Annotated in this window: 28 protein-coding genes; 13 read left to right on the top strand and 15 right to left on the bottom strand. The window is 59.4% G+C overall.

Translation table 11 applies throughout. From position 1 onward, the window contains the following. From Q0Y09_RS10270 to Q0Y09_RS10245, 6 genes are all read right to left on the bottom strand, one after another. On the bottom strand, window positions 1–404 hold a 404-nt coding region (locus tag Q0Y09_RS10270; protein ID WP_297721068.1), incomplete at its 3' end, for a hypothetical protein. Window positions 405–458: 54 nt separating this feature from the next. Further along, window positions 459–791 (bottom strand): hypothetical protein, encoded by a 333-nt coding sequence (locus tag Q0Y09_RS10265; RefSeq protein WP_297721066.1) that lies wholly within the window; start codon window positions 789–791, stop codon window positions 459–461. Window positions 792–803: 12 nt separating this feature from the next. After that, window positions 804–1,391, bottom strand: a complete 588-nt coding sequence (locus Q0Y09_RS10260; RefSeq protein WP_297721064.1) for a hypothetical protein — start codon at window positions 1,389–1,391, stop codon at window positions 804–806. Window positions 1,392–1,403: 12 nt separating this feature from the next. After that, window positions 1,404–1,637: an Imm17 family immunity protein gene (locus tag Q0Y09_RS10255; RefSeq protein ID WP_297721062.1), complete on the bottom strand. Its 234-nt coding sequence runs from the start codon at window positions 1,635–1,637 to the stop codon at window positions 1,404–1,406. A gap of 19 nt (window positions 1,638–1,656) precedes the next feature. After that, window positions 1,657–1,935 carry a hypothetical protein gene (locus tag Q0Y09_RS10250; RefSeq protein ID WP_317380519.1) on the bottom strand — a complete coding sequence of 93 codons (279 nt, stop codon included), beginning with the start codon at window positions 1,933–1,935 and terminating at the stop codon, window positions 1,657–1,659. Between the two features lie 15 nt (window positions 1,936–1,950). After that, window positions 1,951–2,124, bottom strand: coding sequence for a hypothetical protein (locus tag Q0Y09_RS10245; protein WP_297721058.1), 174 nt, complete (start codon window positions 2,122–2,124; stop codon window positions 1,951–1,953). Window positions 2,125–2,420: 296 nt separating this feature from the next. Here Q0Y09_RS10245 and Q0Y09_RS10240 point away from each other — a divergent pair, with 296 nt between their 5' ends. The 5 genes from Q0Y09_RS10240 (at window position 2,421) to Q0Y09_RS10220 (ending at window position 5,619) form a co-directional block, all read left to right on the top strand. After that, the gene (locus Q0Y09_RS10240) at window positions 2,421–2,744 is read left to right on the top strand and encodes a helix-turn-helix domain-containing protein (RefSeq protein ID WP_297721056.1); all 324 of its coding nucleotides are present in this window, start codon (window positions 2,421–2,423) and stop codon (window positions 2,742–2,744) included. Window positions 2,745–2,943: 199 nt separating this feature from the next. Further along, the gene (locus Q0Y09_RS10235) at window positions 2,944–3,771 is read left to right on the top strand and encodes a hypothetical protein (RefSeq protein ID WP_297721053.1); all 828 of its coding nucleotides are present in this window, start codon (window positions 2,944–2,946) and stop codon (window positions 3,769–3,771) included. A 189-nt stretch (window positions 3,772–3,960) separates the two neighbouring features. Continuing rightward, the gene (locus Q0Y09_RS10230) at window positions 3,961–4,653 is read left to right on the top strand and encodes an MBL fold metallo-hydrolase (protein ID WP_297721051.1); all 693 of its coding nucleotides are present in this window, start codon (window positions 3,961–3,963) and stop codon (window positions 4,651–4,653) included. 94 nt (window positions 4,654–4,747) lie between these two features. Beyond that, window positions 4,748–4,942, top strand: a complete 195-nt coding sequence (locus tag Q0Y09_RS10225; protein ID WP_297721049.1) for a hypothetical protein — start codon at window positions 4,748–4,750, stop codon at window positions 4,940–4,942. A 206-nt stretch (window positions 4,943–5,148) separates the two neighbouring features. Further along, window positions 5,149–5,619, top strand: a complete 471-nt coding sequence (locus Q0Y09_RS10220) for a GNAT family N-acetyltransferase (RefSeq protein ID WP_367184381.1) — start codon at window positions 5,149–5,151, stop codon at window positions 5,617–5,619. Between the two features lie 97 nt (window positions 5,620–5,716). Here Q0Y09_RS10220 and Q0Y09_RS10215 read toward each other — a convergent pair whose 3' ends face one another. Next, entirely contained in the window at window positions 5,717–5,980 is a 264-nt protein-coding gene (locus Q0Y09_RS10215) for a serpin family protein (RefSeq protein ID WP_297721072.1), read from the bottom strand. A 192-nt stretch (window positions 5,981–6,172) separates the two neighbouring features. Here Q0Y09_RS10215 and Q0Y09_RS10210 point away from each other — a divergent pair, with 192 nt between their 5' ends. From Q0Y09_RS10210 to Q0Y09_RS10185, 6 genes are all read left to right on the top strand, one after another. Continuing rightward, a complete protein-coding gene (locus Q0Y09_RS10210) occupies window positions 6,173–6,556 on the top strand; it encodes a hypothetical protein (RefSeq protein ID WP_297721045.1) in 384 nt (127 codons plus the stop codon). Continuing rightward, window positions 6,535–6,999 (top strand): hypothetical protein, encoded by a 465-nt coding sequence (locus tag Q0Y09_RS10205; RefSeq protein ID WP_297721043.1) that lies wholly within the window; start codon window positions 6,535–6,537, stop codon window positions 6,997–6,999. Before Q0Y09_RS10210 ends, Q0Y09_RS10205 begins: the two co-directional genes overlap by 22 nt. 31 nt (window positions 7,000–7,030) lie before the next feature. After that, the gene (locus Q0Y09_RS10200) at window positions 7,031–9,127 is read left to right on the top strand and encodes a hypothetical protein (protein ID WP_297721041.1); all 2,097 of its coding nucleotides are present in this window, start codon (window positions 7,031–7,033) and stop codon (window positions 9,125–9,127) included. A gap of 120 nt (window positions 9,128–9,247) precedes the next feature. Beyond that, the gene (locus Q0Y09_RS10195; protein WP_297721039.1) at window positions 9,248–10,156 is read left to right on the top strand and encodes a YafY family protein; all 909 of its coding nucleotides are present in this window, start codon (window positions 9,248–9,250) and stop codon (window positions 10,154–10,156) included. A gap of 1 nt (window position 10,157) precedes the next feature. Beyond that, window positions 10,158–10,481, top strand: coding sequence for a TfoX/Sxy family protein (locus tag Q0Y09_RS10190; protein ID WP_297721037.1), 324 nt, complete (start codon window positions 10,158–10,160; stop codon window positions 10,479–10,481). 2 nt (window positions 10,482–10,483) lie between these two features. After that, window positions 10,484–11,122 (top strand): GyrI-like domain-containing protein, encoded by a 639-nt coding sequence (locus Q0Y09_RS10185; protein WP_297721070.1) that lies wholly within the window; start codon window positions 10,484–10,486, stop codon window positions 11,120–11,122. Between the two features lie 259 nt (window positions 11,123–11,381). Here the strand turns inward: Q0Y09_RS10185 and Q0Y09_RS10180 are convergent, their stop codons facing one another. From Q0Y09_RS10180 to Q0Y09_RS10160, 5 genes are read right to left on the bottom strand one after another with little or no spacing between them, the layout of a single operon-like run. Beyond that, window positions 11,382–12,359, bottom strand: a complete 978-nt coding sequence (locus Q0Y09_RS10180; protein WP_297721035.1) for a uroporphyrinogen decarboxylase family protein — start codon at window positions 12,357–12,359, stop codon at window positions 11,382–11,384. A gap of 25 nt (window positions 12,360–12,384) precedes the next feature. After that, entirely contained in the window at window positions 12,385–13,830 is a 1,446-nt protein-coding gene (locus Q0Y09_RS10175) for an ASKHA domain-containing protein (RefSeq protein ID WP_297721033.1), read from the bottom strand. A 27-nt stretch (window positions 13,831–13,857) separates the two neighbouring features. Continuing rightward, window positions 13,858–14,859, bottom strand: coding sequence for a uroporphyrinogen decarboxylase family protein (locus Q0Y09_RS10170; protein WP_297721031.1), 1,002 nt, complete (start codon window positions 14,857–14,859; stop codon window positions 13,858–13,860). A 43-nt stretch (window positions 14,860–14,902) separates the two neighbouring features. Beyond that, a complete protein-coding gene (locus Q0Y09_RS10165) occupies window positions 14,903–15,535 on the bottom strand; it encodes a corrinoid protein (RefSeq protein ID WP_297721029.1) in 633 nt (210 codons plus the stop codon). Window positions 15,536–15,564: 29 nt separating this feature from the next. Then, entirely contained in the window at window positions 15,565–16,839 is a 1,275-nt protein-coding gene (locus Q0Y09_RS10160) for a helix-turn-helix domain-containing protein (protein WP_297721027.1), read from the bottom strand. 173 nt (window positions 16,840–17,012) lie between these two features. Here Q0Y09_RS10160 and Q0Y09_RS10155 point away from each other — a divergent pair, with 173 nt between their 5' ends. Beyond that, window positions 17,013–17,552, top strand: a complete 540-nt coding sequence (locus Q0Y09_RS10155; protein ID WP_297721025.1) for a DUF2284 domain-containing protein — start codon at window positions 17,013–17,015, stop codon at window positions 17,550–17,552. A 471-nt stretch (window positions 17,553–18,023) separates the two neighbouring features. After that, window positions 18,024–20,030, top strand: coding sequence for an amidohydrolase family protein (locus tag Q0Y09_RS10150; protein ID WP_297721023.1), 2,007 nt, complete (start codon window positions 18,024–18,026; stop codon window positions 20,028–20,030). A gap of 92 nt (window positions 20,031–20,122) precedes the next feature. On the opposite strand, the gene Q0Y09_RS10145 is transcribed toward Q0Y09_RS10150, so the two are convergent. The 3 genes from Q0Y09_RS10145 to Q0Y09_RS10135 all read right to left on the bottom strand — a co-directional run. Next, complete coding sequence (locus tag Q0Y09_RS10145; RefSeq protein ID WP_297721021.1) at window positions 20,123–20,635, bottom strand: DUF6465 family protein; 513 nt, start codon at window positions 20,633–20,635, stop codon at window positions 20,123–20,125. 154 nt (window positions 20,636–20,789) lie between these two features. Next, on the bottom strand, window positions 20,790–21,653 hold the full coding sequence (locus Q0Y09_RS10140) for a nucleoside recognition domain-containing protein (protein ID WP_297721018.1): 864 nt from the start codon (window positions 21,651–21,653) through the stop codon (window positions 20,790–20,792). 64 nt (window positions 21,654–21,717) lie between these two features. Next, window positions 21,718–25,032 (bottom strand): SpaA isopeptide-forming pilin-related protein (locus tag Q0Y09_RS10135; protein WP_297721016.1); only part of this gene is annotated, 3,315 nt, incomplete at its 5' end.

The following is a 25,032-nucleotide window of genomic DNA, read 5'->3' as shown; positions in this document are numbered from 1 at the left end:
TCCTTTTCAAAGCAGAAGCGCAGGAATACCACATTCTCGTCGTAGAAGTCCTCCACCACAGCCGCGCCAATGCTGGTGTATGTGATGTCGTACACCAAACGGCTCCAATCAAATTTCTCGGCATAGAGAAGTTTCAGCGCCTTCTCCCAGTGTTCCTCTGGGATCACCAGCATCCTGTGCTGGGCGGTGCTGGAGTAGCCGCGGTAGACGGGTTCCGGGTGTCCCAACAGTTCGCTCACACTGTCGGCATAGACGAAGCACAGCTCCTCGTCGAACAGGCCGCCGATAAAGTTACCATTGCAGTACAGCATATAGTTTTTGGACTTGGCCGGAGAGTAAGAGATGCTATATTCCTGCGAATCCAGGCTTTTATGTACCTTGTTCAGAAAGTCTATTGATGTCATGGCTGTGCTCCTTATTACTCAAACTCACCCTCGATCATAGGGTTTCTACTTCCTCTACTGCTTTACTTGATAGGGTATGGTCCGGCCCAGCACCCGGCCCTTACCAATGGCATTGGCTCCCTCATAGATTAAGAACTCCGCATTGTTTTCCAGCGGAGCGTAGTCAATGGTATCTGGATAGAGGGGCTGGGCATTTCCCAAAGCCGGTGTATCAAATGTACACTCGTCTCCGTCCAGAAAGCATACACCCAGATATTCCGTAGTTCCAATAACCACAAAATGAGGACAATACTTTCCGCTGACCAGGCTGGGTGGTATTTTTCGCTTGCCGCTCCATAAGACGACCTCCACATGGAGCACCGCCCGGTTTTCATCTGTCCCAATCATGCGGTATCCCTCCTATCCCACAATGGTAGTTTCCTGGACGGCCAGATTGTCGTAATCCATGGCGATCAACTTCTCGGCGGCCTGTGGGGTACACATAAACCAGGTGCTGATCCCCCAAGGGTCCATTCTTGTAACGGTGAAGAAGTCGGTTCCGGCGGGAGTCGGATTTCTGGCGTCAAGATAGTGGTCGGAGTAGAGATACACCAGATCTACCTCCCGCTCCGGCAGCCATTTGGCCCGGCGCGCACGGGGCTTGCCATTTTTCAGCATCTTTTCTCTGGGGTTCTCAAACCATTCCAGCTCCTTGATTTGCAGACCGGTGAAGGTATCCATCAGCCGCCGGGCAATCTCCCGGTGGGTAAAGACACCACAGTTACAGGAGCCCATCAGCCATGTCTGTATAAAATCGCCCACCTTGCTGCCGGGGGCAGGCGGCCCATAGACGCTCTCATCCGCCCACATGACTTCCATTTTTTCACACTGATCCGGCCGGGGACAGGGTTGCTTGTCGCCATAGCGGTACATAATATTCACATAGCCATAGTCTTCGCCGGTCCGGTCATGGCCGACGGCTTCTATTTTATAAGCAGTGATTGACATTGTGATTTCTCCTTACTTGCGTGTCAGCACAAATCCCCAGATGCTCACCACGATCAGGAGGACACCCAGCAGGAAGAACACCACACGCCGGTATCCTCTGCCGTGTCGATGGGCATCCCGCGTACCGGTGGGGTCGCAGAGCCAGTTCCAGTTGCGGATCGCTCCAATCAAAATCACGGCCCCGATGATTATTGAGGCCATATACCAATGCTCCTGCAAAAATGCTGTGATCTGTTCGCTGTTCATTTAGGTTTCCTCCTTCCAGTCATCCTTTCCCTTTTTTGAAGTGTCCGCTGCCCCGCCAGGTGTTCACCACACAGGTGAATATCTGGCCGCAGTGCTTGCACCGGATCATGTGCGTCATGATCTCGTCTGCCCAGCCATTCTCCGTTTTTACCTTTTCCAGTGGACAGATGGATTCCTCTGCCAGCAGTTCAAATTGGCCTTGTCCCACCAAATGCTGAATATAAGCAATACAGGCCAGATAGTCCTTGGGGGCGTCAAATTTTCTCCATGTTTGAATATTTCGGCAGTGTTCACACACGATGGCCACCTCTCTTCAGACGATAAAAACGCCCTGCGACACCCTGTCACTTGGACAGGCTGACGCAGGGCGCGAAAAGGCCGCAAGGAAGACGCCACATCCGCCGGCGGATGTGGTCACCCCTTGAGACAAAATCAATTTTTCATATTTGAACAGGGCAGTCATGGACTGCCCCAGTTTTTCTTCCATAGCACGACCTCTGATCCTCAGTCCTTATGGGGCAAATTTCTACACCATTATATCATATGCCCTGCTGTGGGCGAAAGAGATGTTTTCGCTTTTGGCGCCCCTGGAACGGACCGCCAACCAGAGCCTCAGCGAAGCTGCTTCATAATGACAGTACAAACTCTGCCTCCATTTTGGTTATTATATCATTGATTTGTCAGGTTGTGAAGTTGAAATTGATGATCCCTCTACGAACCCAAGTCCAAACCTTATATTAAAATAATACACAAAGAAACTCACCAAGATTGGAGGGGAGAGCCATGGACGATATCCGCCGCTGCGAAGCCTTTGTGCGAAACCGCATCACGGAGCTGCGGGAGCAAAAAGGCGTTTCCGAGCACCGGATGAGCCTGGAGCTCGGAAAAAGCGGCTCCTATATCAGAAGCATCACCAACGGCATTTCCATGCCTTCTCTCCGGGAGCTGTTCAACATCATGGAGTATTTTGACCTGACGCCAGCCCTTTTCTTTGCCCCTATGGATGACCAGGATTCCCTGCGCGGGATCGTGGGCAAAAAGCTGCTCACCCTCCCGGACGAGGACCTGGAGAAGGTATCCCTCTTCCTGGACTGGATCGGGAAATAAAGCATCGACGTCCTACCAGCAAGGACCCCCGGGCGGGCACACCAGAAGGATCCCCTTTTCACCGATGTATCCGCAAAGGTTTTTATTGCAGATAGCTAAAATACATGATAAAATAAGGCGCTCTTTTGTGCGGGTATCCCGCTCCCCGGCTCAGGGGGCGCATATAAGAGTGACACAGGAAGTGAACGGAGGAAACGAGATGAAGAAGCAACTCTTAGCCGGACTATCCATCGCGCTCATGCTCCTGGCCGCAGGATGCGGCGGCGACCCTCAGCCGCAGAACACCCCTCCCGCCGACGAGGATGAGACCCCCATTGTGGAAGAAACCCCTGTTGCAGACCCCGTACCCACTTCGGACACCCCTGAGGACGACGATACAGCGGATGACGACTGGGACATTGAGCTGGACGAAAACGCGCCGGAGCACATCACCCTGAACAGCATCAGCGACACCGTCTCCGTCCCCCTGTACTGCACCCTCACCGTCGATCAGAAAGACCTGGATTTCCAGTGCGGAACGGTCAACTTCCCCTCCCAGCTGTATGTCGAGGAGACGATGGAGCTGCACGCCGGAGGCGAAAGCGACTCCAACGACGACGATCTGATGGTCAGTGAGTACTTCCAGGACGACCAGAAGCGGTATGTCTACGCAGAGGCGGACGGCACCCTGCCCGCCACGCGGCCCGCCACAAAGCACATATTGTCCGCCGGCACCATATACGACAGCGAGCCCTATACGCTGGAGATCCTGACCGAGATGTACGAGGGCTGCACCATCACCGAGATCACGGCGGACGGCGTGGACGGTTTCGTGGTCCGCCCGGACACGGAGGAGAACGACACCGTCGTTGCCGAGGTCCTGCTCTTCATCAATGTCGGCTCCTATGACTACGGCTATGGGACCGCCTATTTCTGTATGGACATCGGTTACCGGGGCGGTCTGGCAGATCGTTCCGAGGTGGATTTCGATGAGATCACAGCGGCCCTCCTGGAGCTGACCACGGTGGAGTTCCAGCCCGCCCAGTGATCGGCTGCACAAACATGTGATAAGAAGAGGGACAGTCTCAAGACTGTCCCTTTTCTCTTAACGTTCAGGGTGAACTGCTTGCAGGTGTTATGGTATCGTCAGTGCAAGGCAAGCAAGGTAAGCGTCCAATCGCTCAGAAGGAATCGGAGGCATTATGAACGAATTACTGCCGGAAAGGTGGGACCAAAAATGGGACTGATCCAGCTGACAGACCGCATCTGCTATCTGCCCCACGAACCAGAGGTGGACCGGCCCATGCTGGCCTATGTCCGGGGAGACAAGTTTACCCTGGCCATAGACGCCGGATACTCCGCAGGGCACGTGGGGGACTTTTACGCGGCCCTGGAGGACTGGGGCCTTCCCCGCCCTACCTTCACCGCCATCACCCACTGGCACTACGACCATACCTTTGGGACGCACGCCTTGGAGAGCATCTCCATCGCCCACAAGCGGACCAATCAGTTTCTGGCCCAGCAGCGGGAGCTGGTGAAGGACCCCGCCTATATCCGCAGCTTGAAGCAGGAGGACGTCCATTTCCGCCGGGAGTATGCAGAGCAGGAGCAGGTGACGGTGGTCCTCTCCGATATGGAGTTTGAGCAGGAGCTGACCCTGGATTTGGGCGGCGTCACGGCCCGCCTGTTCCACACGGCGGCGCCCCATTCCGAGGATACAGTCTGCATCTGCATCCCCCAGGAGGGGGTTTTGTTCCTGGGGGACTCTACCAGCGAGGACTTCTTCCACGACTGCTATATGGACCAGGACAAGCTGGGGCAGCTGATGGACATAATCCGGGGAACCGACTGCCAAACCTGTATTCTCAGCCACTGTGAGCCGCTAAAAAAGGAGGCGCTGCTCACATATCTTAGTACGATCAGAAACTGAGCAGACATAGCGAGAGCGCGGTTTTCCCCGCCATTTGGTCTGCCAGATTCTGCTTAGCGCCAGGATAAATACAGATAGACATATTCCCAGTTTTATGGTAGGATTTTATAAGCAGAGAAAGGAGATTTCTATGAAAAATTTACAAGCAGGCGGATTCCTTTTCATCGGTGGGGCAATTCTGATGACCAGTGAATTTGCAAATTTAGTTCCGATCATCGGCGCAGTTTGTGCTTTGATCGGCGGTGGTATGCTGGTCTATTACCTGTTCAGCCAAGATGGGAGATACTGATTTCCAATCTATCAGAAATCCAGGGATGCAGGTTCATACGATTTGATTCAGAATATAGAACGATGTCTTGCTGTGTGTCAATAAAGAAGAAGCGCGTAGGCAGGCTGTACCTCCATCCCAAGTAAGGAAAGGTCGTGCATCAAAAAATGCTCACATACAGAATGCTCTGCGCTTCGGAGATAGACCGCTCGCTTTTCCGCGGCTTTGTGCGGCATCAGGTGGTAGATCAATGCCTGCGGAGGGAGGGCGACGCCTGGGTGGTGCGGTCCGATCCCTTTGTGGACGATTGGAGCGAAGAGGACTATCAATTTCTGACCGCCTGCCTGCAAAATACCATCAAGACGGGCGGGGCCGTATACGGTGCGTTCCAGGAGGGGACGTTGAAGGGCTTTGCATCGGTGGAGCAGGGGCTTTTCGGCGGGGAGCACCGCTATCTGGACCTGACCTCCCTGCACGTTTCCGAGGATATGCGCCGGTCAGGCATCGGGCGGACGTTGTTTCAGATGGCCGCGGAATGGGCCCGGACGCAGGGGGCCGCCAAGCTGTATATCTCCTCCCACTCCGCCATCGAAACCCAGCGGTTCTATCGCTCCCTGGGCTGCGTGGACGCGGCCCAGCCCCAGCAAAAGCATGTGGAGGCCGAGCCCTTCGACTGCCAGCTGGAATACAGACTGTAAAAGCCCGCAGCTGCATGGAAGTAAAACAGTAGCTCCCCCGGAAGGCAAACGCTTTCCAGGGGAGCTTTGTGGTTCGTTGGGAGACGTATGTGTTCCATCAGCCCAGGGTTTCCACCGTGCCCAGGAAGAGGGGCGCGCCGTCCTTCATGTCCACGATGCCGCAGACGAAGGGGCGGTCAAAACGGAGCACCACCAGATCGGTGGGCATGGCCGCGCCTCCAGGTGCTGCCACCGTGACCGCCGCGGCCTCGGTGCCCTTCTCGTTGACCTTCAGGACCGTTTTGTGGAGCACGTCCCCGAGGAACAGGGGGCCGTTGTCGGAGTGGCCCATGGCGGTGAAGTCGGCGGCAGTGAAGTCCATCGTCCACACAGAGCTGGGCGTTTCAAAGGGCCGCTCAAACTTGTTCTGGAGGTAGATGGCGTTGACCAGAGCCCAAACCGCATCCTCACGGCGGTGGAGGAACGATCCTTCCCCGCGCCGGGCGCAGAAATCGGTTGACGGAAGGGTACGTCGATGCTATCATCTGTTCATATCGCGGAGGGGGTGTCTGGGATGCGAAGGGAATGGAGGCGGCTAATCCTGGTCGCCGGATGTCTGCTGATCGGGTGTATCCCGGGGTATTTCGCATCGGTGACCCAGGCCAGAGAACAGAATGACCCGGCCTATCTTGCATACTTTGAAGAACACGACCTGCCGGTCCCGGAGCCGGCAGAGCCTCTATCCAACATCGTCAGCGCGGGGCTGCTTCTGGCCGGCATCCCCACAGGTCTGACGCTCTATCGGTATATTGCAGACCATCGGAGCATCGCCGGGGGACGACGGCTCCTGCTGGGGATCGTCACCTTTCCCATCTACACTTTGATCGGTGTGCTTGGGGCGGTTCCCTTCCTCCTTTATCAGGTGATCCAGTTGCTTTGCAAGAAGCGGCCTTCTTAGCGCGCAGCCCCACAGCAGCCGGGCCATCGGAGGCGCTCAAAATTTCCATTCCACAGACAGGAGCGATTGGTTTTATGATCCTTTTCGGTCTCTTTTGCATGGCTGCGGCCCTGATGCTCCTCTATCTGAAATACCGGGTGGTTTTGACCGGCGAGCGGTGCAAGGGGAAGATCACCGGCATCGCGGAGCAGCGAGGGGGCTATGCGGTGGGCGGCTATGCTGTCAAGAAGCACGCCTATCTCGTAAAAATCGGAGGGAGGCAGTACTATACCGCCCATGGCTGCCTGTTCATGCCGTTGGGAAGAAAAAAGATCGGGAAAGAGATCTGGGTGTTCCGAAATGAAACCTACGGGCGGGAAGTGTTCCAGTGTCGGGACGTCCGCATCGAAGTGCTTTCTCTTGTTTTCGCTTTGGCGGCTACGCTCTGCTTTTTGTATCGCTGAATCCTGCTGACGTCTGGAAGGAGAATTGCCTATGTATCAAGAAAATGATCTCAAACAGCTGTATGAGCGCCTGAAGGCGCAGTATCCCCAGTATGAATCAGCGTTTTCCGGTGACCGCCTGACCCTGACCCGCCCCCACAGCAAGATCGAGGTCAGTCGGGAGGGCGCGAGGCTGTATGTCAACGGAAACCTGTATGACCAGTTTGCCAGTGGAGATGTGGACGACCCGGATGACCTCTATGAGCTGATGGAGGCATTCCTCCTGGATCTCCAGCACGCCGGTATGACACAGGGAAATGAGACCTATCTCACCGCCCTGGGACAGGGGGCTCGGGCAGGCACCCCTTTCCTGATCCTGATGGGCATTTGTCTCACCGCTGTGATGATCGCGCTGCTTGTCTTCCGCGCGCTGTGGTTGATTCCCCTGTTTCTCCTGCTTCCGGCTGTCTCTTTTTTCATCCTGAAACAGATTCGGAAGCGGATATTTCAGAGATACTGGGTCTGTCCGTCCTGCGGACAGCCTCTGCCAATGGGAAAAAAGAGCCGCTCTGACGGGATGGAATATGTCCCCCAATGCCCCCACTGCGGGCAGATTTTGGAACAGGCCCCGGACCTGGAGCCCATCCAGAGGGAATACAGCGCACCCCAAAAGCCCCTGGAACCGGCCCACGACCTGCCTGCTCCGGGGCGCAAGTGGCCCTGTCTGCTCTCGGGCGGCATCACCACCGCCTTTGCCCTGTTCCTGCTCCCGCTGATTTTTATACCGGACGGAAACGAGCCGCTGGACATGGTGGGCGTGGGGACCGGCGTTGTGATGCTCCTGTATCTGCTCGGATCTGGTCTGGCGCTGCTGCTGTGCCGCCATGCTGAACCAGAGGAAACGCGGCAGCCGGTGGTGATCCTGCGGGAGCGGACCCTGGTCACTGTCCTCGGCATGATCCTATGGGCAGCCGGACTCATCCTGACCCTGATGGGCATTATTGTGGCCGGAACGCCCCCCTTTGAAGCGAGTGTCACCGCCTTTGTGTCCATCCCCGGCGTGCTGCTGTTCCTGCTGGGGGCGTGGATGCTGCTGGCTGGACGCAACCGTTCCCTGTTCGTGTTCCGGGACCGCTCCATTTTATATGTCAGCAGCTGGGGCAGACGGCGGGAGCTCGCGCCGGGTCAGACGGCTTCCGTGAAACTGACGGCCAGCCGCTCCATCCACCTGCTGGACAAGGCCGGAAAAAAGCTGGTCTCGGTGGAGACCAACATGCGGGGCATCCCCCGCTTTGCCGAGTGGGTCGAGCGCGCCGACCTCGCCATGACCCTGACCCCTACCATGGAGCATCAGGCCAAACAGGAGGCGCAGCAGGAAAGCACCGTCCAATGGCGGGAGGAGTACCGCACCCACTGGCACGACCACATCAAGGCCATCCGAGTGGGGCTGTGGGCGGTCCTGCTGCTGTTTGTCGCCGGCGCCATCGCACCCATCCCGCTACTTCTCTTTGCCGGCGTGAAGCTCCGTACTGTCATGATCGTCGCCGCCCTGGCCCCCCTCCCCTTCCTGGTATTCTGCCTGGTGTTCGCTCCGGTGCTGCTCCTTGGGGACCGGCCCAAGAACGCCACCCCGGAGTGGAATGCCATGCACATCAAGGTCCCCTTGATCCCCATTCTCCTGTTGGGGCTGCTTTACATGGGACAGGTCCACTACATTTGGGACGGTTTTCTCCTCCAGGAGGCGGACAGCGGCTTGGGCTGGCTGGCCCGTATCCTGGTCATCGGCACAGTTCTGACCGTGCCGCTGGTCCTGCGCACCCCCAAGCGGATGCGGCTGAACGCAGGGCTCTTTATCGGAATGGTGAGCTTCTGTCTGGCGATCGGTCTGCACTACTATGTGAATGTGGCCCTGTCCGGGCCCGCCCGCCACTACCCCGCCGTTATCGTGGACAGCCATGCAGAGGACCCGGATGCGGATGACGACGACTACACCCTGACGATCATGATGGACAGCGGAGAAGAAGCAGAGCTCGTGGTCCTGGAAAACATCTATGAACAGGCCATGGACGGCGAACCGCTGGACGTCTGCCACCGGGAGAGTCCCTTCGGTGTGATTTTGCTGGACATCCATGCGCCCAGAGGCCGGTAGGCAGCATGTGCCGCAACAAAAAAACAGGGCAGTTTTCAGCATAGCAAAGGCAAACCTGACAGACCGTTGTCGCGCGGCTATGGTATCATACAGACAAAAACAGAGAAGGCGGTGGTTCCCATGAAGCTGGAACGGCTCATCGGCATCCTCTCCATCCTGCTCCAACGGGAGAGGGTCACCGCCCCGGAGCTGGCCGAGCAGTTCGAGGTGTCCCGCCGGACCATCCAGCGGGACATTGAGTCCCTGTGCCGGGCGGGTATCCCCATCGCCACTGCTCAGGGCGCAGGGGGCGGCATCTCCATCATGGAGGGCTACCGGGTGGACCGCACCGTGCTCACCGGGCCGGAGATGGGCGCCATTCTGGCCGGGCTGCGGAGTCTGGACAGCGTCAGCGGCACCCGACGCTATGCTCAGCTGATGGAAAAGCTGTCCGCTGGAACGGGCGGGCTGGTACCCGGCGGCGCCCACATGCTCATCGACCTCTCCTCCTGGTACAAGACCAGTTTGCCGCCCAAAATCGAGCTGATTCAGAGCGCCATCGAGCAGCGCCGCACCATCCACTTTACCTACTTCGCCCCCAAAGGGGAATCGGTGCGCACGGTAGAGCCCTGCTACCTGGTGTTCCACTGGTCCGCCTGGTATGTGTGGGGCTGGTGCCAGGGCCGCGAGGATTTCCGATTGTTCAAATTAAACCGCATGGCGGACCTCGCCGCCGGGGAGCCCTTTCCTCCCCGCTCCGCCCCCCTGCCTGACCTGGAGCCGGAGCGGATCTTCCCGGCCAGGTATCAGGTCACCGTGCTCTTTGCCCCCTGCTGTCGCTGGCGGCTGGTGGAGGAGTACGGCGCGGACCGCTTCACCGTGGAGCCCGACGGCAGGCTGTGCTTTACCGGCGGCTTTCCCGACGCCGACAGCGTGCTCAGCTGGGTGCTCACCTTCGGAGACAAGGCGGAGCTGCTGGAGCCGGAGGAGCTGCGGGCGCAGCTGGGAATGCTGACAAAAACATTGGCCGAGCGTTACAGGAGGGATTGACATGGCGTCTCATCAGGACTTTGTGGACTATGTGGCCGAGCAGCTGCGGGAGGCCGGGACCATCCGAAGCAGGAAGATGTTCGGCGAGTACGGCCTTTACTGCGACGACGTGTTCTTTGCCGTCATCTGTGACGACCAGCTTTTTGTGAAGGTCACCCCCCAGGGGGAAGCGATGTTCTCCGCTCTGCCCAAGGCCCCGCCCTATGAGGGGGCGAAGGATTCCTTTCTGGTGGAGGATGTGGAGGACCGGGAGCGGATGACGGAGCTGACCCGCATCACCTGTGCGGCGCTGCGGAACACGACGCAAAAGAAGGGGCGGAAATGACCATGGCCTTTGACTACAAGAAAGCGTACAAGGAATTCTATCTGCCCCCCAGGACGCCGGGCATCGTCACCATACCCGCCATGAACTTTCTGGCGGTGCGGGGACAGGGCGACCCCAACGAGGAGGGCGGCGCTTACAAGCAGGCGCTGGAGCTGCTCTACGCTGTGGCCTACACCATCAAAATGAGCAAACTGGGCGGGCACAGGCTGGAGGGCTGCTTCGACTATGTGATGCCGCCCCTGGAGGGGCTTTGGTGGCAGGAGGATACCCAGGGCGTGGACTACACCCGCAAGGCGGAGTTCCGTTGGATCTCCCTCATCCGCCTGCCGGACTTTGTGACGAGAGAGGTCTTTGACTGGGCCATCCGGGAGGCCGCGGAGAAAAAGCAGCGGGACTGCTCGGCTGTGGAGTTCTTTCCCTGGGAGGAGGGACTGTGCGTCCAGTGCATGCACATCGGGCCCTATGACGACGAGCCCGCCACCGTGGCCGCCATGGAGAAGTACGCCAAGGAGCAGGGCTATGCGCCGGACTTCAGCCAGGGCCGGTTCCACCACGAGCTCTATCTGAGCGACGCCCGGCGGTGCAGGCCGGAAAAGCTGAAAACCGTCATCCGGCAGCCGATCAAAAAAGTGGACATGTGACCGATGGAGCTGGAGGCTCCCATGGATCTATAAGAGCAGAGCCATCGCTGGTTTTCCATGCGGCTGAACAGGCAGAACACTGGAATTGAGGCGTTCTTCGCCCCCGACGCCGTTTACTTTGCGAACCGGGGACCCGCTGCGCGGTTGTGTTCGGGCTCTGTTTGTAGTCGTCCGTATCTCCATAAAAAGAAGGCCGCAGTGGCCGGATGCTCCCACGCACCCGGCCGCTGCGGCCTGTTGTTTCATCTGATATAAAGTTTTACTGCTTGCTGCCCAATTCCCTGACGTACTGGTAGGTATAGGCTTTCTGCTCCGGGGTGTAGCTGCGCTCGCTGCGGAGCCAGACCCGCATAGGAGCATACTTGTCCACTGCGGCTCGGATCTCAGGCTTGGACGCCTCCAGGTCAGTGGTGCTCAGCTTTGGCAGGGTGACACCGAACTTAAACCGGTCTCCATATGCTTCCAACATCTCATCTTTGTGGTTGGCATTGCCCAGATCCTGACCCAGCCAGGTATCCACACCCATCTCGATCAGGGCGGGGACCAGCTTGGTCATGTTGCCGCAAGAGTGCTGCTCATAGGACATTCCCATGGCGTGGACAGCGTCAATGACCCTCTGGATGTAGGGGCGGACCATCTCTTCGTGGATATCGGGGGAGAAAATGAGCCCGCGCTGTGTGCCCCAGTCGTCGTGAATGCACACATGCATGGCACCATAGTGCTCATGGAAGCGGCGGATATAGTCGATATACAGGTCGGCCAGGCGGCTGAAAAGCCTGTGGACCTCCTCCTGCTCATCCTCATCGATGAGGGCAATGGCAGCATTTTCGAAGCCAACAAAGGAGATGAGCCGCTCAAAAAAGCCGCTGAAAATGGTGGTGGCGATCATCTTGTCGGTGTTGAGATAGTCGGCGTTCTTCCTGCCAATACCCTCCCAGTCGTAGTCATCCAGATTGGGGAAGGTGATCTTCTCCTCCCACTCGGAGATCTCGCTCAGAGGATGAGCCACTTCCATGGAACCCCGGGACACGGGATCGTAGGTCCACTCCACTCCGAACCAATCGGGACCACCAAACTTCTCTGGCGGGAAGGGCTGTTGCTGGAACACAAACCCTCGGGCAATATACAGGTTGAATTCCTCAGGCTGGAACATGCGCATGTCATCGGCCATTGGAGTCCACTCCACAGGCTCATTGTGATAGAAATGGATAAAGTTTTCCTTGGGTGTATACATCATGTTCGCCTCCAGACAACATTTTTCTCTAAAAATCAAAAAGCATGGCCTCCATAAAGAGGTCGGTAAATTCTTTACAGGTGGAGAGGTTGAGACACTGCACACCACTCAGAATGTCCGTCTCCTCCGCCGCAGGCCCCAGCAGCTCCAGAAGACCGCCGGTGAGGGCGGCGTTGCCCAGCACATGGGTGCGGGAGACCAGTTCCTTCGGAATGAGGCCGATGGCGGCAGCATTCTTCAGATCCAGCACCGTGCCGAAGCCACCCGCTACATAGAGAGCATCCACCTGTCCCGCAGTGAGTCCGGCCCGCTGGAGCAAGGTCTCCATCCCCGCCCGGATGGCCCCTTTGGCCAGCTGGAGCTGCCGCACATCCTCCTGGTAAAGGGCCACCTCTCCGGCGAGATGGTAGACCCCCTCCTCCATGGCGCCTGTCTCATCCACGATCTCCTTCGACAGCAAACAGGCCAGCAGATCGACAAGGCCACTGCCGCAGATGCTCTGTGCCGGCACTCCGCCGATGGTGGTGAAGGTGACGCTTCCGTCTTCCAGTGACACATGGTCCACAGCCCCCTCGGCAGAAACCCCGCCGCAGCGGATGCTGCTGCCCTCAAAGGCCGGCCCCGCCGCTGTGGCGCAGCACAGCAGCTGGCCCTGATGAACCAATGCAATCTCGCCGTTGGTACCCAGGTCGATGAGCAGGGCAGTCTCAGGCCGGCGGCACATGCCGCTGGCGCGGATGGCAGTATAAATATCGGCCCCCACGAACGCACCGAAGCAGGGTGGGTACCACACACCGTCCGCCTCATATCCAAAGAGACAGTCCGCCTGGAAGGGCGCGTGGGACAGGGGCTCCAGGTCACGACCCGTGTAAAGGTAGAGCATGGTGGTGTTGCCGGTGATGACGGTGCGCGTCAGATCCTCCCTGCCGATGCCAGCGGCCTGACAGGCCGTCTCCAGAAGGTGGTCCACCGTCTCCCGGATCATCTGACGCAGAATGGGGCCCTTCCCCTCTCCCGCAGCCTGGATGCGGCCAATCACGTCGGCGGCAAGCAGCCGCTGTGGGTTCTCATCGCACAGTGGGGGCATCAGCTTGCCCCGTTCCAGGTCGGCCAGCCGGACCACCACCGTTGTGGTGCCGATGTCCACCGCTGCCCCCCATCCACGGGCGCCAGGCAGGGATGCCCAGGTATCCGGCGCTCCTCCAGTCTGGATTTGCCGGACGGTCTGCCGACCGGGCAGATAGACCTCCGCGTCCCCGGTGACTGTGACCTGACAGGCCAGGACTTGCCCCGCCCCATCGGGGGCAGGTGACAGGGCGCCTGCAGCGTAGACTGTGCATTTGCCGCAGGTCCCGTTACCGCCACAGGGAGTCTCGGGCATGAGCCCTTCCCCCAGCAGCGTCGAGAGCTTTGCCGGAGCCTGGAACACCCGGCTCTGGACCTGTTGCCCATGATGGACAATCAATTCAGACATGGTACCCACTCCCTGCCCTGTCGGTCTTTACTGATAAAACTCCTCCACCGCCGTAAAGAAGGCGTCGATATTCTCCCAAGGAGACCTGGGCGGGATATCGCAGCCGGAGGAAATAAGGAAATTCCTGTGATCGGAGCAGGCTTCCAGTACTTTTCGGGTGTCGGCCCGTACCGACTCCGGTGTGCCGTTGAAGAAGGCCCCCACTGGATCCACGTTGCCCATGACCAACTGGTCATCGGGCAGCTTGCCCAGCATCTCGGCCAGATCGATGGCGTTGCCAAAGTGGTAGGCGGCGGCGCCAGTGGCCACCACCTGGTCCGGCATGAGAGAGACGCTGTTGCCGCAGTTGTGGTAGACCACGATAAAGTCATCGGTCTGGACCGCATCAATGATCCGACGGACATAGGGGGTGGAAAATTCCTCGCAGATGCTGGGGGACAACAGTCCAGCAGCTGGCTCGGCCATGACCACACCGTCGGCCCCCACTTCCTTATAGGCTCTGATGTAATCCGTGATAAACTGGGCCGCCTTGTCCAGAACGGTGTGAACCATCTCCGGCTCCTCGTAGCAGTTAATCATGATCTCGGTCATATCCATGAGCCGACCGGCCAGGGAGAAGGGCCCGATCACACCGGCCAGCACTGGCCGGTCAGTGATAAGTTCCTTTGTCTTGCCGATGGCCTCCACATAGATGCCGGTGCGGTCGGCGCCCACGGCGGGAACTTGGAGGGCCTCCGCCTGGTCGGGATCACTGACCACAGCGCCCACCACAGTGGGGACCTCGTCGTCGGTAAAGCGGATCTGGGCGCCGAAGCACTCAGCTTCCACAGACAGGTCCATCATGGACACCGCGGCGGCGGTGGGGCAGCGGCGGGCCACCGCCGCCATGCCCTGTGCCTGATTTTCGCTGCTGGTGACCAGCTCCCGGACAGTGATGCCCATGAGCTGAGTGCAGGGGAATGACAGAACTGGCAGGGCTCTGCGCTTTTTCAGCTCCATCTGATCCCGGAGCCATTGTTTCATATTCATCTCAAATGCGCCTCCTCTGGGATGACATATTGCTGAATAGTGTTCAAGCCAGCAGTGAGGCGGCAGCCTCGGCAGCAGTGGCAGCATCCGGGGTGTACACGTCGGCACCCACGGTATTACAGAACTGCTGGTTGATGGGAGCGCCGCCAATCATAATCTTCACCTTGTCCCGGATACCGGCCTGACGGGCCTTCTCTACCACATCGCCAATGACCCCCATAGTGGTGGTCAGCAGCGCGGAGCAGCAGATGAGCTTGCAGTCGTTGTCGATGGCGCTCTGGATGAAGGTCTCTGGCTCCACGTCCACGCCCAGGTCCAGCACTTCGATGCCCTTGCCCTCCATCATCATGCGTACCAGGTTTTTACCAATATCGTGGAGGTCCCCCTTCACGGTGCCGATGATGGCCTTACCCTTGGGTTCCACACCGTCCTGTTGGAGGTAGGGCTTGAGAAGCTCCGTCCCCATATTCATAGCCCGGGCGGCCACCAGCACCTCTGGCACGAAAATCTCATTGTCCCGGAAGCGTTTCCCCACCTCTCCCATACCAGCCAGAAGGGCCTCCTCCAGGATTTGATTGGCGGATACGCCCTCCTCCAGGGCCTGGGGGATCAGCTGCTTGACCTGCTTGGCCTTGCCCTTTTGCATGGCCTGGGAGATGTCCTGCAAAATACTCATTGTGATGACCTCCAAATATATAAAATTGCTCATGTGTCCCGTTCTTTGGCCGGGTCCAGCCGGCCCTGGCGGCGCCGGTACTGTCCCGGCGTCACCCCCACATGCTTGCGAAAGACCTTGATGAAATAGCTCTGGTCCTCAAACCCCACCATATAACAGATGTCGGAGAGGTTCAACTCCCGGTCGAGGAGAAGGGGCTTGCTGTTCTCTATGCGGAGCTGATTGAGGTAGTGATTGAAGGTACAGGAGAGTTCCTCCTTGAAGACCTTGCTGAAATAGCTGGAGGAAAAACCCACATACCCCGCCACGTCCTCCAGTGTGATGTGCTCACAGGAGCGGCGCTTGATGTAGTGAATAGCCCGATAAATGAGATCCTTATGCTTGATGTCCACCCGGTCAAAGACCAGGCCGGTGTAACGCTCTATGACATGGGTCAACCACACCGTCAGGTCTTCCGCCGAATGGAGGTAGGCACTCTCGCACAGGAACTGATGGTTGAGGGAGAGGACCTGCTCCAAATCAGCGCCCCCCTCTTCTGCGGCCCGTGAAAGCACCGACATGAGCTCCACCGACCGGGTGCGCATGAGGTCAAAATCGCCGCCAGTGCAGAAGATGATATGTCCCAGAAGCTCGTTGAGGAGACGGCGGGCCTCCGCCTGATCCCCCTCCCGGATGGCCCGGGTCAGTCCCCGTTCCTTGTCAATGGGGTAGCGGGGCAGCTCTTGGGCAGCGTTAAGCGTCTGAAGTGTGTCACTGATGTGCTGCTGTTGCTCGGCGCTCTGCTTTTGGCTCTCCAGCAGATGGCTGTGTTCCCCCAGATAGATGGCCGCTGTCAGCAGAAGGATTGACAGGTCTCCAAACACCGCCGGAGATTTATAGGGCGGGACCCTGGTGAGCTTCTCTTCCCCAGCCCAGGTCCCTGAGTCTGGCTGGTAGGGCTGGGAGGTAAGGTAGTCCTCCAGATCCATAATAAGAGCTGGTCCGCTGGCCAAAAAAGCGGCCAGCTTCCCTCCTATAAGAATTGGAGAGGCGCACCAGGCAAAGCCGTGGGGACAGTGATAGATGTACCGTCCGCCCAGCTGTTCTGCCTGATAGGCTCCATAGATATGCAACTTTCTGCATCCCTGATACCGGGCCTGCTCTGCCCGGAAACAGACACATCCCCCATCCTTTGAGGAGGAAAGCAAGGTTTCCCCATTTGCTGCAATGAGATGACAGTCCACCCCGCAGGCACCTGAAAACGCCTGGATAATCCGCCTGGCACTCTCCTGGTCCACGGTGGGGACTTGCTCTGGATTTGTCATGGGTCTTCCCCCTTGTCTTTGGTACTATCATACAAGCTATGAACTTGTTCAACTATAAAATTTACGTGCTAAATGGTAGTAATTTGTCTTTTTGACCATAGCACGCAAAAATGTGTTGGTTGATTTTGGAGAAATATGCTATGCTGGGTTCAACAATACGAGGAGGGATCTATATGCCTACCGATGCAGAGAGTCTCGCTGCCGCCCAGGCCTCCGGCTTTGACCACGCCGGCATGTTAACGCCGGATACCCTATCCTTTCTGCCCGAAGTGCGGGAGATGTGCGCCTCCGGTCGGTGCGGAAAATATGGGAAATGCTGGACCTGTCCGCCGGGCTGCGGCACGCTGGAAACCCTGCGGGAGCAGGCCGCCACCTATCCCAGGGGTATCCTGCTCCAGTCCACCGGCATTCTGGAGGACGACTTTGATGTAGAGACCATGCTGGAAACTGAGCGGGTCCACAAGGAACGCTTCCAGCACTTCGTATCTTGGCTCCGGGCCAATACCATCCGCTCCATGCCCATGAGCGCCGGCGCCTGCACCATCTGTGAGACGTGTACCTATCCCGATGCTCCCTGCCGATTCCCTGAACGGGCTATCCCCTCCATGGAGTCCTGCGGCCTGCTGGTTTCCGATGTGTGTACCATGGCCGGCCTGCCCTACTATTACGGTCCACAGACCATCACCTACTCCAGCTGTGCCCTCTTTGACTGAACATGTTCTTTGAAGAATTATAGTATGCCGGAAACACAGGGTCAAGACGACCCACAGGATGAGACAAAACGAGCCCATAGCCGCAAGCGCGCCCCTGGGCAATCGCCAGTCGTTCCGACAACTCTCCCTTTTGTGCGGTTCCGCCTGTTCCGCACAACGGAGCGCAGGGGATGTCCCACATTTTCCGTCAATAGTAACAAAAATACGGAGACGGGATGGGATTTATTGGGCCGAAAAAAACGTTCTGCGAATTATTTGTATCGTTAAACATTCTTTCAGATAGAATTATCGTTCGAATATCAAAAATAAGTAAATCAGTAGGAAATCCAGCCCCCCAGGAAATGTGCATTGCATAAATATAAATGACATGGTAGGCTACATACAGTGATCTTAACAGGAAGGAGGGACATATTACATTACAGCGCACACCGGGAAACCGAGAAAGAAGAATTGATTGTAGGAGGAGTCCTCATGCTGCGAAAACGTTTTGGAAAGATCCTTTGTACCCTGCTGGCTCTCACAATGCTTCTCTCCCTCTTCCCCGCCTCTGCCGCAGGCGTTGAGCCCGCCGACAGTGTGTACCGCAACGCGAAGATCTATACTGTAAATGAAGACTTTGACGTGGTCAGCGCCATCGCCGTCAAGGGCGACCGTTTGGTGTACGTGGGCGATGAGGCCGGCGTGGACGCCTACATCGGCAGCAACACCAAGGTCGTGGACCTGGAAGGCAAGGTCATGGTCCCCGGCCTGGTGGAGGGCCACATGCATGTGGCCGGATTTGGCAGCAGCCTGATGAATCTGGACTGCTTCTGGATGCCCCGACAGACCATCCTGGACCTAGTGAAGGCCGCCGCTGAGAAAGCCAAGCCCGGTGAGTGGATCCAGGGCCGCGGCTGGATGAACACCGTTTGGGAAGACACCAGCTATCCTACTAAGGAAGAGCTGGACGCTGTTGCTCCCAATAACCCTGTGTTCCTGACTCGTACCTGTGGCCACATGGGCTGGGCCAACAGCATGGCTCTTGAACTGGCCGGCATCACCAAGGATACCCCCAACCCCCAGGGCGGCGAGTATCTGAAGAATGCCGACGGCGAGCTGCTGGGCTGCATGACTGACACTGCCATGAACCCCATCAGTTCCCAGATCCCGGAACTGACCATTGCACAGCAGCAGGAGGGTCTGCTGAAGGCCCAGGCCCAGCTGTTCTCCTACGGTCTGACCTCCGCCATGGACGCCGGCAACAGCATCGAGGTCTACGACGAGGTCTTTAAGCCCCTGTACGAGTCCGGCGAGCTGAAGCTGCGTGTCTACGGCATGATCTCTCATACTGCCGCCGACAATGAGACCGCGCAGTATCTGAAGGATCACCCCATTGACAACGAAAACTACGAGCCTCTTTATAACAACCACCTAAGCCTGCGCTGTGTGAAGATGTTTGCCGACGGCTCCCTGGGCGCCCGCTCCGCCGCCATGCTGGAGGAATACAGCGACCGCCCCGGCCACATCGGCGACTACCGCTACACCCAGGAAGAGGTGGACCCCATCGTCAAGGTGGCCTATGACGCCGGCTATCAGGTGGCTACCCACGCCATCGGCGACGGCGCCAACCATCAGATGATTAACGCCTACGAGGCCGCCATCAAGGCCAATCCCCGTGACGATCACCGTCTGCGCATTGAGCACTATCAAATCGTGACTCCCGAGGATATGGACCGCACCATCGCTCTGGGCATCCTGCCCTCTATGCAGACCACCCATGCCACCTCCGATATGCTGGTGGCCGAAGACCGCATGGGCGCAGAGCGGCTGAAGGGTGCCTATGCCTGGCGCACCCTGCTCGACAAGGGTGCTATTATCCCCAACGGCTCTGACGCCCCCGTGGAGCTGGTCAACCCCTATCATGGCCTGTATGCAGCTGTTACCCGTACCAACCGTCTGGGCGAACCCAAGGGCGGCTGGCATATTGAGGAAGCCATGACCCGTGAGGAGGCTCTGCGCTCCTTCACCAACTGGTCTGCCTATGCCGAGTTCAACGAGGACATCAAGGGCTCCCTGGAAGTGGGCAAGCTGGCTGACTTCGCGGTGCTGGACCGCGACGTGATGACCTGTCCCGCAGAGGACATCAAGGACACTCAGGTTCTGCTCACCGTCTCCGGCGGCGAAGTGGTCTACACCCGCGACCCCAACACCACCACCATCATGTGGAACGGCCTGCCCCTGTCCTTCAACAGCCCCCTCCACATTGAGCCCGGTGTGATCTACGCCCCCCTGGCCGACCTGGCCAACAGCCTCACCGCCACCGTCACCCGTGACGGCGCCAAGGCCACTGTCGCCCTGGACGGCAAGACCGCCGAAGTGGACGTAAAGACTGTCAGCGGCGTGGAGTATGTGGGCGTGCGCGCCCTCTTTGAGGGCCTGGGCCGCAATGTGACCTGGTACGACCTCAGCTCCTGTGTCTCTGTGGGCTGGCTCAAGTAACCCTTTTTCCCTGACTCTGACCAAAATAAAACAGGCCGGATGCCCTTTTGGGGCATCCGGCCTGTTTTTCGCGTCTCAGGGCTGCCGGCGGATCAGAAGTCCACCTTGCCGCTGTGAGCACTGTTGATGACGTAGTAGACGGCACCGTCCTCAGGCTTGACATAGAGCTCCAGGCGCTCGATCTCTTCGCCGGTCCAGGCGGCCTTCACGGCCTCCACGAGCTCCTCCTGGGAGGTCTCCTTGCCCTGGTACTGGACGTACAGCTTGACCTCGGCCTTCTTGGACCGCTTGCGGACCACAGGGGCCTTCTCCGCCTTGGCCTTGGCGGCGGCGGCAGCCTTTTCCGCCTTGGCGGCGGCAGCGGCAGCGGCCTTCTCGGCCTTGGCAGCAGCAGCGGCAGCGGCCTTTTCCGCCTTGGCCTTGGCAGCGGCGGCGGCCTTCTCGGCCTTAGCGGCGACGGCGGCGGTGGTCTTCTCCACCTTGGCGGCCTCGGCGGCGATCTGCTCGATCTTGGGATCGGCGGTCTCCAGCTTGGGGGCGGCAGTCTTGGTCTCAGCCGCAGTCTTGGCGGCCAGGGGCTCGGCCTTTCTGTTGCTCTTGCGCATGTCTTTTTTCTCCTCGTTCCGCGGCCGGAGGGCCGCTTTTTTATCGTCTCTCATTTTAGCAGATATTTTTCCCTTTTCCAACGGATGAATCCACTATTTTACCAGAAATATCTTGGATTTCTTGGCCATATTGACCGGTTTTTCCCGATTTTGCTCAGGCCAGACCCAGGAGTCGGGCCGCCGACGCCACCACCAGGCAGAGAAGGCCCCCCAGCAGGGTGGGAATGACCGCCGACGCCGCCGCCCACCGGAGCTTCCCCGTCTCCCGCCACACTGTGAGGCAGGTGGTGGCACAGGGCCAGTGGAACAGGGTGAAAAGGAGCACGCACACCGCCGTCAGCCCCGTCCAGCCGCTCCCGGTGAGGAGCTGTCCCAGGGCGGTCAGGTCCTCCGGCTCCGCCAGCACCCCCGTGGAGAGGTAGCCCATGAGAAGCAGGGGCAGGAAGAGCTCGTTGGCCGGGCAGCTGAGGAGGAAGGCGGTGAGGATGACCCCGTCCATGCCCAGCAGCCCGCCCAGGCCGTCCAGCGCGCCGGCGCACCGGGCAAAGAGGGACAGTCCGCCGGGGGTCCAGTTGGCGCACAGCCAGATGAGGAGCCCAGCCGGGGCGGCCACCGCCGCCGCCCGGCCCAGGACAAAAATGGTCCGGTCCAGAAGGGAGCGCACCACGATCTGCCCCGGACGCGGACGGCGGTAGGGCGGCAGCTCCATGGTGAAGGCGGAGGGCTCCCCACGCAGCAGGGTGGCCGACAGCAGCCGGGACACCAGCAGCGTGCCCGCCACCCCCAGCACCACCAGCCCCGCCAGAGCGGCCCCCGCCGCCAATCCGCCCCCGGCACAAAAGAGGGCAAGCAGGGCAATGAGCGTGGGGAAACGCCCGTTGCAGGGGATCAGGCTGTTGGTAAGGACGGCAATGAGCCGTTCCCTGGGGGAGTCCACGATCCGGCAGCCCACCACCCCCGCCGCATTGCAGCCCAGGCCCATGCACATGAAGCCGCCCCGGTGGGACGCCGCAGACAACGCGAGGCCCGGAGCAGACGCTCCGGGCCTCGGCGCTGTGCGATGGGATCAGGTCAGATCCCACTTAGTTCTGGGAGTCCTCCTCCCGCTTGCGGGAGACGGTGATGGCCAGGCCGGCCGCCGCCAGGGAGGCGCTGATGGCCAGTACCCCCATGGTGACGGTGGGGTCGGCGGGAGCGGCCATGGTGCCGGTCTGGGGCAGGTCGCCCATGGGCACGCCCTCGTCGGTGATCTCCACGGTCTCGTCGGGATCAGCGGGGATCTCGGGGGTATCGGTCAGGGGGACCTCCTCGCCGGGAATGTCGATCTCCGGGACCACAGGGGTCTCCTCGGTCTGACCGGGGTTGGGCCCCAAGGGGGTGTCCTCGTCCTCGATCACGACGTCGTCATCGTCATCGCCGGGGTTCACAGGGGGATTGTCGTCATCGTCATCATCGCCGCCGTCGGGGTCCACAGGGGGATTGACGGGAGGATCAACGGGGGGATCGACGGGGGTACCGCCGCCATTCACGGTGACGGTGGCGTCATCCTCCACGGCGTCCACCTCATCGGCAATGGCCTCGGCGGTGTTGGTCACGGTCCCTGCCTCATCGGCGGACACGGTGACGGTAACGGTCTCGCTCTCCTCAGCGGCCAGGGCGCCCACGGTCCAGGCGATGGTGCGGGCGTCAGCGTCGTAAGCGCCGTTTCCGGTGCTCTCGAGATAGGTCACGCCCTCGGGGAGGGTGTCGGTGACCACCACGTTCTCGGCCTCCGCGTCGCCGGTGTTGGTCACAGTGATGGTGTAGGCGATCTCGTCGCCCACGGTCACGGTGTCATGGTCGGCGGTCTTGGTGATGTCCAGCGCAGGCGTGCCCACGACGGGGGGCAGCTCGTTCTTCTGCCACACGGCATAGAGATCCATGGCGCTCTTGAGGGGGGAGATCTCAGCACCGGCGGCATAGACGACCTCGCCGTCGGGGGCGGTGGCCCAGCCCTGGAAGGTGTAGTCCTCGCGGGCGGTCAGGTCCGTTGCGTCATAGTCCAGGACTGTGTAGTCGCTGCCGGTCAGGATATCAGCGTGGGTGTAAAAGGTATCTTCGGCGCTGTAATTGTCGTGGTAGCGGACCTCCACGGCCACGCCCTTCACATAGCCGTCCACATGGACGTCGGCCATGTTGTTCCCGATCATGCCGAAGTTGCTGCCATGCGGGGCACGCTGGACCTTGACCACATACCAGACGATCTCATAATCGCCGATGGTCTCGCTCAGGTCAAAGGCGTCAGCCATCGCGGCCTGGGCGTTCTCATCCAGTGTTCCGGCGTCAGCGGAAACAAAATCAAGGAGCTGGTCGCCGATCTCCAGAGTACCATTGCCGCCCTTGAGGGTCTCCCACAGCTGAGCGGTGAGGCCGGTACCGGGCATGCCGTTGTCTGCCGTGTATGCAGCATCCGGGTCGACGCTGTTGGGGAAGTAGTTCTGGTAACCCATGTCGGCGCCGTCAGCGGGCACGGGCTGCTCGGGCGAGAGGACAAAGTACTTCACAGGCAGGGTCTTGACGTTCTCCACGGTGAGGACGCCGTCCTCAAAGTTGTCGCTCTCGGCGGGCTCGCCGCCGGTGAGGAGGGCCCAGAGCTGGGAGAGGAAGCCCTCGCTGCTGTTGTCCTCCGTCTTCAGTTCGTAGACCTTCTCATCGAGGATCTGGTAGCCCTCGGGCGCCTTGGTCTCCTTCATGTAGTAGGTACCGCCCACGGGGAGGACCACTTCCACGGCGCCGTCCTCGCCGGTGGTGAACACCTGGTAAGGCTCCGTGCAGGCCGCATCAGCGTAGACGGTGAACTCCGCGCCGGCCAGGGTCACGTTGGCGTCCTCGCTGTCCACCTTTTTGAGGGTGAAGGAGACGGTGGCGGGGGCGGGCTCGCCCCACACGGCGTAGAGGTAAACATCCGTCTCGCCCATCAGGAAGGCATCGCCGGGCTTATACTCGACTTCGCCGCCGGAAGCTGTGGACCAGCCCAGGAAGGTCTCCTCGCCGCAGGTGAAGCCGGTCACGTCATTGCTGAGCACGGTGACGGTATCGCCCGTCCGGTACTTGCTGGTGTCCACATGGGTCGCACCGGTATTGTTATTGGCGTTGTAGGTCACGGTGTAGAGATCGGGGATCGCGGTGATCCTGCCGTCCAGATGCCAGGTCATCGTGCCGCTGTCGACAAAGTCATCCGCGCCATCGCTGGCGTGGAGGGTGTACCACTCGATCTCTGCGTCTTTGAGCCACTCATTGTAGCGCCACTGCATGTTCTCCAGCGCAGCGGCGACTGCCTCTGCATTTTTCTGATAGAACTCCTCGCCGCCTTCACTATACTCATAGCTCGCTTCCGGGAGGTCCATCTCAATGGTGCCGACGGTGAAATAGCCGTGGTCATTGACGATCCCGTCCGCGCCGGCCGCCTGAGTGGCGTCCACGTACACATAGACGGTCTGGGCATTGCCGGAGGGCTTCGTGGCAGCGTAATGGAAGGCATTGGTCTCGCCATCCGCGCTTACCGCCACAGTCCGGTCCTCTGCATCCAGGGTATAGGCAACGCCATCGATCTCAACGGTCACGGGGATCACATCGCTGAGATCCTTGGTGTAGCGTCCGCCGTCCTCTGTCCAGCCCTCCAGCTGGGCTTCGGGAAGGGTGATGGTCCAGACGCCGTCTTCCAGGGGAAGGTCAGAGATCGCATCACCGGGCAGAGCGACGGGCTCCTCACCAGCATAGCCGTAGGTAAAGGTGACTGTGCCGGTGTAATACTCCTCCACGGGGGGCTTGGGGGCCTTGTCCTTGAAGTACACCTCGCAGAATGCCTGCGTATTGGTGTTGGCGTCATAACCATAGAAATCGAACTCATCCGCGGAAATGTGGTATTCAAACTCCGCGACCTGGAACCACGGCAGTTCAAGCTGTCCCCAGGTGTAATTGTCCACATAGGTGCCGTAAAGGACGATCTCGGCGACCTCATCCGGCTGGATATAATCTTGAAGGCCGCTCCATTCCACATTGCCGTAGATATTATAGCCATCACCGGCGGTGTCAGGATCCACCTGTCTGGCTGTCTTATTCCCATCTACATCGATAATCTGAAAGCCGTTCAGAAGGAGAGCGGTAACCCAATGGCCGTCCTTAATCTCCTGTCCGGCCCGCTCCCAGCAATAGTTCTGGAAGTCTTCCCTTGTCATGAGGTGATATTCCTGGACCTCTACCACCTCAACGACCGGGGCCGGGGGAGCGGCCATAGGGGCCATGGGGGCGGGGTCCATGGGGGCAGGCTCGCCGGACTCCTCAGGGGCAGGCTCGCCGGACTCCTCAGGGGCGGGCTCGCCGGACTCCTCGGGGGCGGGCTCGCCGGACTCCTCGGG

This window comes from Intestinimonas sp., assembly GCF_026169115.1.
Taxonomy (GTDB): domain Bacteria; phylum Bacillota; class Clostridia; order Oscillospirales; family Oscillospiraceae; genus Intestinimonas.
The sequence above is the reverse complement of the archived record's forward strand: the minus strand, read 5'-3'. Positions and strand labels throughout refer to the sequence as shown.